Below are 8109 nucleotides of genomic sequence, written 5' to 3'. Positions count from 1 at the left end.
GCCCGGGGCGCCGTGCTCCGGGCCGACGGAGACACAGCCGGCGCCGGCCAGGAGGGCCAGGAGGGAGAGGGGCAGGGCGGCCCGGCGTAACAGCACCCGACCACCATGCCGTAGTCCGGGGCCGGCCCGTTCCGCGTGTCACGCTTCCGGGTGATGGGGGAGCGGTGGGGGAACGGCCCGGCCGAAACGGGCCCGGACGGCCGCAGAATGGGCAGGAACGCGATCGGCACGGCACGGCAGTGCGGGCGACGGGGGAGGCGCGACCCCCGGGACCTGGTGCCGCCGGGCCCCGTTCACCGTCCGCCCGCCTTCACCCCGTACGGAGTGCCGAGCATGACCGAACCAGCCGCGTCCAGCGTTCCCCCCTCCAGCGTTCCCCCCTCCCGAGTTCCCCCGTCCACCGTGCCCCCGTCCACCGTGCCCCCGTCCGGCGTTCCGCGACCGGGCGGCCGTCCCGTGAAGGGCTGGGCGGCCGTCGCCGCCGTCTCCCTCGGGATCTTCTGCCTGATCACCTCCGAGCTCCTGCCCATCGGCCTGCTCACCCCCGTCGGTGCCGACCTCCGCGTCTCCGACGGCACCGCCGGCCTGATGGTCACCGTCCCCGGGCTCGTCGCCGGCTTCTGCGCGCCCCTCGTCACCGTCGGCGCCGCCCGGCTCGACCGGCGGCACGTCCTGTGCGCGCTGATCGGCCTCATGGTCCTGTGCGCGCTGGTCGGCCTCATGGCCGCCGCCAACCTCGCCGCCGCGTTCGCCCCGGACTTCGCCGTCGTCCTGGCCGCCCGGCTGCTCGTCGGCATCAGCGTCGGCGGCTTCTGGGCCATAGCGGGCGGTCTCGCCGTCCGGCTGGTCCCCGCGGACCGCGTCGGCCGGGCCACCGCCCTGATCTTCGGCGGCGTCCCCACCGCCTCGGTGCTCGGCGTACCCGCCGGCACCCTCCTCGGTGAACTCGGCGGCTGGCGGGCGGCCTTCGCGGCCGTGGGCGCCCTCGGCGCGCTGACCCTGGCCGCCCTGCTCCTGCTGCTGCCCGCACTGCCCCCAGCCGCGCCCGTCACCGTCGCCGAACTGCCCGCCCTGCTGCGGACCGACGCGGGGGTGCGCACCGGGGTGAGCGTGACCTTCCTCGTGGTCACCGGCCAGTTCGCCGCCTACACCTTCGTCCGGCCGATCCTGCGGGACGTCTCCGGCGTCGACGCCGGGCTCGTCAGCACCCTGCTCCTCGGCTACGGCCTCGCCGGAGTCGCGGGCAACTTCCTGGCCGGGCCGCGCGACCCGCGCCGTACGCTGCTCACCGTCAGCGCCGCCCTCACCGCGGTGCTGACGCTGATCGCCGTCCTGCCGGGGGCCGTCGCCGGGACCGGCCTGCTGGTGCTCTGGGGCCTGGCCTACGGCGGGGTCTCCGTCAGCCTCCAGGGCTGGATGCTCAAGGCCGCGCCTCGGGCCGCCGAAGCCGCTTCCTCGCTGATGGTGGCCATGTTCAACTTCGCCATCGCGGCGGGGGCGCTGGCCGGCGGGCTCGTGGTGGACCGCATTTCGGTGCCCGCCGCCCCGCTGACCGGAGCCGCCCTGATGCTCGCCGCCGCCCTGACGGTGGCGGTCCACCTCCGCCGGGGCCGGGTCCGGGGCGCGGGCCCGGCGGAAGGAGAAGGGAAGGATGGGGCGGATCGGACACCCGGCTTGACCGGAGCGGTCCCGGAGGGAAAGAGTCCGCTCAAGAAGACCGCATGAGCCGCACTTCGGAGACGCCTCAGATGCCGATACCCGTCCGCTCCCCGCACACTCCGCCGGCCACGGGAGCGGGCCAGGCCCCGGCCGCCCGGCGGCCCAGGGCCTGACCGGCGGGTGGGGGCCGGTGCCGCACCGCCGCACCGGCCCCCGACCGTGCCGGGAGACAACCGTGTCCCCACACATCCACGAGAGCGGGCCCGAGCCCGAAGACCACCTGTTCGTCCGCCCCTACGTCTCCGCCTCCGAGGGCCCGTCCGGCTCGGCGTACCCCGCCTGGCCGACGCTCCCGGAAGCGCCCGAGGAGTCGACGCAGCCCCTGCCGCGTGTCCCGGCCGCGACCCCCGCCGGCCCGGTGGCGGCCGCGCCGCGGCGCCACGCGCCCGAGCGGCGGGGGAGCCGGCTGCCCCTGGCCGTCCTCGCGCTGGTGGTGCTCGCCGCCGGAGCGGGCACGCTGGTGTTCCTGATGGGCGGGCCCGAAGCGGAGACCACCAGGGCGGCGGTCCGCCCGGACCTGGACCTGCCGCAGCTGCCCGCCCGCAGCCCCGGCGCCGGGGACCCCGAGGTGCGCAGCCGGGCCGCCACCGCCAAACCCTCGGCCCCCACGCACAGCCCGTCCGCGTCCGCTTCCGCGAAGCCTTCGGCGAGCCCCTCCACCAGCGCATCGGGCAAACCGGAGAAGCAGCCGCCCGGCGACTCCGGGACCCTGCGCCCGGGCGACCGGGGGCCCGAGGTCAGGGAGCTCCAGGAGCGGCTCTACGCGCAGGGGTTCACGTACGTCCGGATCACCGGGGTCTACGACGGCCAGACCAAGCGCGGGGTCTCCCAGCTCCAGCACGACCGCGACATCAAGGGCGACCCGAACGGCGTCTACGGCCCGGCGACCCGCGCCGCCTTCGGCTGATCCCGGAGCCGGCCGGGCCGGGGCGGGGACGGGCGCCCGTCCCGGGGGTCAGCGGCCGCCGGAGACCCGGAGCACCGCGCCCGTCGTGAACGAGGCGTCCCGCGACAGCAGCCACGCGATGGCTCCGGCGATCTCCGAGGGCTGTCCCGGCCGCCCCAGCGGGGTCGCGCCGGCCGTGCGGGCCGGGCGGTCCGGGTCGCCCATCGTGGCGTGCATGTCGGTCTCGATGACACCCGGCGCCACGGCGTTGACCCGGATGCGGTCCGGCCCCAGCTCCTTGGACAGCCCCACGGTCAGGGCGTCGACGCCCGCCTTGGTCGCCGCGTAGTGCACGTACTCCCCGGGGCTGCCCAGGGTCGCGGCCGCGGAGGAGACGTTCACGATGGCCCCGCCACCGGCCGCCGCCATGTCCCGGGCTGCCCGGCGGCAGCAGAGCAGGTAGCCGAGCAGGTTCACCTCCACCACCCGCCGCAGGTCCTCGGTCCGGGCATCCACGAGCCGGCCCAGCGGCCCGGTCACCCCGGCGTTGTTCACCAGCCCGGTGACCGGGCCCAGTTCGGCCCCGGCCACGTCGAAGAGCCGCTCGACCTCGTCCTCCCGCGAGGTGTCGCCCCGCACCGTCAGGCATCGCCCCGCACCGTCAGGCACCGCGCTCCCGCCGCCCGCACCCGCTCCGCCACGGACGCGGCGGCCTCCTCGTCGCGCGCGTAGCCCAGCACCAGGTCGTGGCCCTCGGCGGCGAGCCGGACACAGGTCGCCGCGCCGATCCCCCGGCTGCCCCCGGTGACGACGGTGACGGGTCTGGGTTCCATGGCTCCTCCAAGACGTTCCGGTACGCGTCCGGTAGCCGGGCGCGGCGCAGGCTAACACCCCGATTTCCGCTGGACCAGCGGAAATACCGGCCCCGACAGTGGTCCGGCACGCCGAACCCGACCAGAGGAGCCGCCATGTCCACCCTGCGCGTCACCATCGAGGAACTCACCGTCCACGCGCATCCGAACGCCGACGCCCTGGAGCTGGCCCAGGTGGGCCTCTACCGGGCCGTCGTCGCCAAGGGCGCCTACCGGACCGGAGACCTGGCCCTCTACATCCCCGAGCAGGCCGTGCTGCCCGCCGCCCTCATCGAGGAGCTCGGCCTGACCGGCCGTCTCGCCGGAAGCTCCCACGACCGGGTCAAAGCCGTCCGGCTGCGCGGGGAGCTCTCCCAGGGGCTGGTGTGCCGGCCCCGTGCGCTCGACGGCCTCGACCTGGCCCTGGCCGCCAAGGAGGGCACCGACTTCGCGGAGGCCCTGGGCATCGTCAAATGGTCCCCACCGGTCCCGACCACGATGAACGGCGAGGTCGAGGCGGCCCCCGGGCTGCTGCCCTGGGTGGACATCGAGAACCTCCAGCGCTACCCGCAGATCTTCGAGCCCGGGGAGCCCGTGGTCCTCACGGAGAAGCTCCACGGTACGGCCTGCCTGGTCACCTACCTGGCGGAGGAGGGCCGGGTCCTCGTCTCCTCGAAGGGCTTCGGCGCGCGCGGCCTGGCGCTCAAGGAGGAGGAGCGCAACGTCTACTGGCGGGCCGTCCGGGGCCACGGCGTGGAGCGGGCGGCCGCCCGGATCGCCGAGCGGCTCGGCGCGAGCCGCGTCGGCGTCTTCGGCGAGGTCTACGGCGCCGGGGTGCAGGACCTGCCGTACGGGGCGCAGGCCAGGGCCGCCGACGCCCCGCCCGGATTCGCCGTCTTCGACGTCTGCGCCGAGGTCGACGGGCAGGTGCGCTGGCTGGACCCGGCGCAGGTGCTGGAGGACGGCGAACTGCCCCTGGTGCCCCGGCTCTACGAGGGCCCGTACGCCCTGGAGACCGTGCTGGAGCTGGCCAGTGGCCGGGAGACCGTCTCCGGGCGGGGCCTGCACCTGCGCGAGGGCGTGGTCATCAGGCCGGCCGCCGAGCGGTACAGCCCGGTGGTCGGCGGGCGCGCCATAGCCAAGGCGGTCAGCCCGGCCTACCTGACGCGCAAGGGCGGCACCGAGTACGACCGAGTACGAGTGAGCCGGATGCCGAGCCGGCCGCGCCGCCGCCCGCGTTGCGCCCGCGTTGCGCCGGGCGGTTCGTGATGGGATGGGGAAGGGGTGGTTCCGCCGGTCACCGAGAGGGCACACCCATGTCGCAGCAACCCCAGGACGGCCCGCCCACCATGCGGGCCATGGCGTACGAGACCTACGGCGGGCCGGAGGTGCTGGCCGAGACCAGGCTGCCGGTCCCCAAGGTCGCCCCCGGCGAGGTCCTCGTGCGCGTGCGGTGCGCGGCGGTCAACCCGGTCGACTGGAAGATCATGGCGGGCGGGCTCGACGGCCTCATGGACGTCGTGTACCCGGTGGTCCCCGGCTGGGACGTGTCCGGGACCGTCGAGCGGGTCGGCATCGACGTCCCCGAGTTCGCGGCGGGCGACGAGGTGATCGCCTACGCCCGCAAGGACTACGTGCACGGCGGCACGTTCGCCGAGTTCGTCTCCGTTCCCGTACGGGCCCTCGCGCGCAAGCCCGCCTCGCTCGACTGGCGGCAGGCGGCCGGCCTGCCGCTGGCCGGTCTCACCGCCTACCAGCTGCTGACCCGGCTCGGCACCGGCGAGGGCGACACCGTCCTCGTCCACGGCGCGGCGGGCGGGGTCGGCTCGCTCGGCGTCCAGATCGCCCGCACCCTCGGCGCCCGTGTCATCGGCACCGCCTCGCCCCGCAACCACGACCGGCTGCGGGACCTGGGCTGCGAACCCGTCGCCTACGGGGACGGGCTCACCGAGCGGGTCCGCGCCCTGGCCCCCGAGGGCGTGACCGTGGTCGCGGACTTCGTCGGGGGAGTCCTGGACGTCACCACGGCCGTGCTCGCCGACGGCGGCCGGCACGCCTCCATCGCCGACCACACGGTGCTGGGGGCGGGCGGCCAGTGGATGTGGGTCCGTCCCCTCGGCGAGGACCTCGCGGCGCTGGCCCGGCTCGCCGACGAGGGCCGGCTGACGGTCACGGTCGCCGAGACCTTCCCGCTCTCCCGGCTCGCCGAGGCCTTCACCCTCAGCCAGGCCGGCCACACCGCCGGAAAGATCGTCATCGAGCTCTGAGCCCCGGGCCGGGGCGGGTCACCGGCCCGCGGGGACGGCGTCCTGCCCGGCCCGGTCCGGGCGGGAGGCCCACAGGGGCAACAACGGCAGCACGGCCAGGAGTTCGGCCCCCGCGCCCGTCCACAGGGCCGTCCGCGCACCGAACCACTCGCCGAGCAGACCGCCGGCGAGCGCCCCCAACGGCATGGCGCCCCACACCACGAAGCGGACCGTCGCCGTGACCCTCCCCAGCATCCCCGGCGGGCACAGACGCTGACGGAGGGTCACCGCCCCGATCTTGAACGGCATGAACGCCGCCCAGCCGAGGCCCTGGAGCGCCACGGCCACCGCGAACCGCCAGTCGTCCCGGAAGGCCGGTACGGCGGCCAGCCACGCCAGGCCGCTGAGCAGCACGGAAGCGCACATCGTCCGGCCGGTGCCGAAACGGTCCGCCAGGCGGGCGGTCAGCAGCCCGCCCAGCAGCCCGCCCACCGCCTCCGCGGTGAACACCAGACCGCACCACAACGGTGAGAGGCCCAGCTCACCCGCGAGCAGCACCATCAGCACGGCCGCGCCGACCGTGCCGCAGAAGTTCGAGACGGCGGAGGCCAGGGTGACCGCCCGCAGCAGAGGGTGGCGGAAGACGAAACGGAGCCCGGCGCCGATCCCGGCCCGCACACCTTCGCCGGCCCCCTGCCCCGGAGCGGGCGGGGCGGGCGTGGGACGGACCCGGGCGAGGAGCAGCGCCGAGGCCAGCCGGCTGCACGCGTCGAACGCCAGGGCCACGGGCGCCGCCACCACCGCCAGCAGGACGCCGCCCAGCCCCGGCCCCGCGGCCTGGACGAGGCTGCGGGTGGCCTCCAGCCGGGTGTTGGCCTCCATCAGCCGCTCTCCGTCCACCAGCCGGGGCAGCACGCTCTGCGCGGCCACGTCGGAGAACACGGCGCACAGCGACAGCCCGAAGGCGACGGCGTACAGCTGCGCCAGGGTCAGCGCGTCCAGCAGCGCCGTGACCGGGACGGAGGCGAGCAGCACCGCCCGGGCCAGATCGCCCGCGACCATCACCCGGCGGTGGCGCGAACGGTCCACCCAGGCCCCGGCGGGCAGCCCGACGAGCAGGAAGGCGAGGTACTCGCAGGCCACCAGCAGACCGGCCTGCAAGGGGGTGGCATTCAGGGTCCCGACGGCCAGCAGCGGGAGCGCCAGCAGGGTCACGGCGGTCCCGGCCTGGCTGACGGTGTCGGCGGCCCACAGGAACCCGAAGCCGGACGGGACCGGGGCCTGGGCCGGGGCCTGGGCCTGTGGTGCGGAACGGAGGTGAGAGAGCGTCATGGACCGTGAGATCACCAGCTGTGGCGGGGCGCGACAATTGATTCAGTCCTGGCCGAAAGATCGCGCCGGGCCGAGGGGAGGAGAGGTGGCGGGCATGGGCGCCGTGCGCTTCGACGTCGAGGACCTGGCGAACGTACGGTTCGCGGTCTCACCGCTGTTCGAGACCGCCGCCGGACTGCGGGCCGTGGCCGACCCGGGGCGGTACGCGCTGCACCTGCCCTGGATCAAGCACGCCCTCGGCACGCCCGGCGGGCCGCCGCCCGCCCCCGGCTTCGGCATCGGCCTCGACCTGGACGCCGTGCCGCCCCCGCGCTGCCCGCTGGCCGCCATCGAGGACGAACTGGCCGCCGCCGGAGCGGGTGCGGCGGAGGCCGTCCTGCCGTGGTGGCGTCCTGCCGTGGTGGCGCACTGCCGTCCGGCCCCACTGGCCGCGGGTCCGGGCCCTCCTGGAGGCGGACATCGCGTACCGGACCCGGCAGCTGGCGGAGGACGGCATCGGGGAGGTACTCGCCCGGCTGCACCGCTCGCTGTCCTGGACCGGGAACCGGCTCGTCTCGGCCGAGCTCCCGCCCGGCGAACTCGACCTGCGCGGCGGCGGGGTCACCCTGGTGCCGAGCGCGTTCGCCGGGCGGTGCCTGCTGGTCGCGGGCCGGGGCGCGGTACCGCCCTGCGTGATCTATCCGGCGCGGGCGGTGGGAACCCTGTGGGAGTGCGCGGGCGGGCCGGGCGACGGGCTGGTCCGGCTCCTCGGGCGCAGCCGCGCGGGACTGCTCGCAGCGGTGACCTCCCCCGCCACCACGACCCAGCTGGCCGCCCGTACCGGACTCAGCCCCGCCGCGGTCTCGCAGCACCTGTCGGTGCTCCGCGACGCGGGCCTGGTCACCGGGCACCGCTACGGCCGGGAGGTCCACTACGCGGCAGTCGACCTCGGGCGAGCACTGCTGGGGGAGGACCCCTCACAGCCGGAGGCCCACCCGCCCCCCGGCAGGTGAGCCGGGGGCCGGCACGCGCTCCAGGGGGTGTTGCGAAGGTCCCGCACGGCATCCACGGCGCCCGCCACGCCTCCCCCAAGCCC

General features: G+C 76.0%; 5 protein-coding genes and 2 pseudogenes. 5 read left to right on the top strand and 2 right to left on the bottom strand.

The window, feature by feature from the left end; all coding sequences use genetic code 11:
• Positions 1 to 456 precede the first annotated feature (456 nt).
• Both VR44_RS30325 and VR44_RS41540 read left to right on the top strand, forming a co-directional pair.
• Positions 457 to 1725 (top strand): MFS transporter, encoded by a 1269-nt coding sequence (locus VR44_RS30325; RefSeq protein WP_063778986.1) that lies wholly within the window; start codon positions 457 to 459, stop codon positions 1723 to 1725.
• Positions 1726 to 1894: 169 nt separating this feature from the next.
• Positions 1895 to 2626 (top strand): peptidoglycan-binding domain-containing protein, encoded by a 732-nt coding sequence (locus tag VR44_RS41540; RefSeq protein WP_052713896.1) that lies wholly within the window; start codon positions 1895 to 1897, stop codon positions 2624 to 2626.
• A 48-nt stretch (positions 2627 to 2674) separates the two neighbouring features.
• Here the strand turns inward: VR44_RS41540 and VR44_RS30315 are convergent.
• Positions 2675 to 3438, bottom strand: a pseudogene (locus VR44_RS30315) (SDR family NAD(P)-dependent oxidoreductase).
• Positions 3439 to 3573: 135 nt separating this feature from the next.
• Here VR44_RS30315 and VR44_RS30310 point away from each other — a divergent pair.
• Positions 3574 to 4647 (top strand): annotated as a pseudogene (locus VR44_RS30310) (RNA ligase (ATP)); the annotation flags it as partial.
• Positions 4648 to 4805: 158 nt separating this feature from the next.
• Positions 4806 to 5723: an NADP-dependent oxidoreductase gene (locus VR44_RS30305; RefSeq protein WP_094192013.1), complete on the top strand. Its 918-nt coding sequence runs from the start codon at positions 4806 to 4808 to the stop codon at positions 5721 to 5723.
• Between the two features lie 18 nt (positions 5724 to 5741).
• Here the strand turns inward: VR44_RS30305 and VR44_RS30300 are convergent, their stop codons facing one another.
• Positions 5742 to 7034 (bottom strand): MFS transporter, encoded by a 1293-nt coding sequence (locus VR44_RS30300; RefSeq protein ID WP_094192016.1) that lies wholly within the window; start codon positions 7032 to 7034, stop codon positions 5742 to 5744.
• A 359-nt stretch (positions 7035 to 7393) separates the two neighbouring features.
• On the opposite strand from VR44_RS30300, the gene VR44_RS30295 reads away from it, so the two are divergent.
• Positions 7394 to 8026 (top strand): ArsR/SmtB family transcription factor, encoded by a 633-nt coding sequence (locus tag VR44_RS30295; protein WP_245692514.1) that lies wholly within the window; start codon positions 7394 to 7396, stop codon positions 8024 to 8026.
• Positions 8027 to 8109: the final 83 nt, after the last annotated feature.

Source organism: Streptomyces katrae, from assembly GCF_000966975.1.
Lineage (GTDB): Bacteria > Actinomycetota > Actinomycetes > Streptomycetales > Streptomycetaceae > Streptomyces > Streptomyces katrae.
Note: the sequence above shows the minus strand (reverse complement) of the source record. Positions and strands in the feature narration are given on the sequence as shown.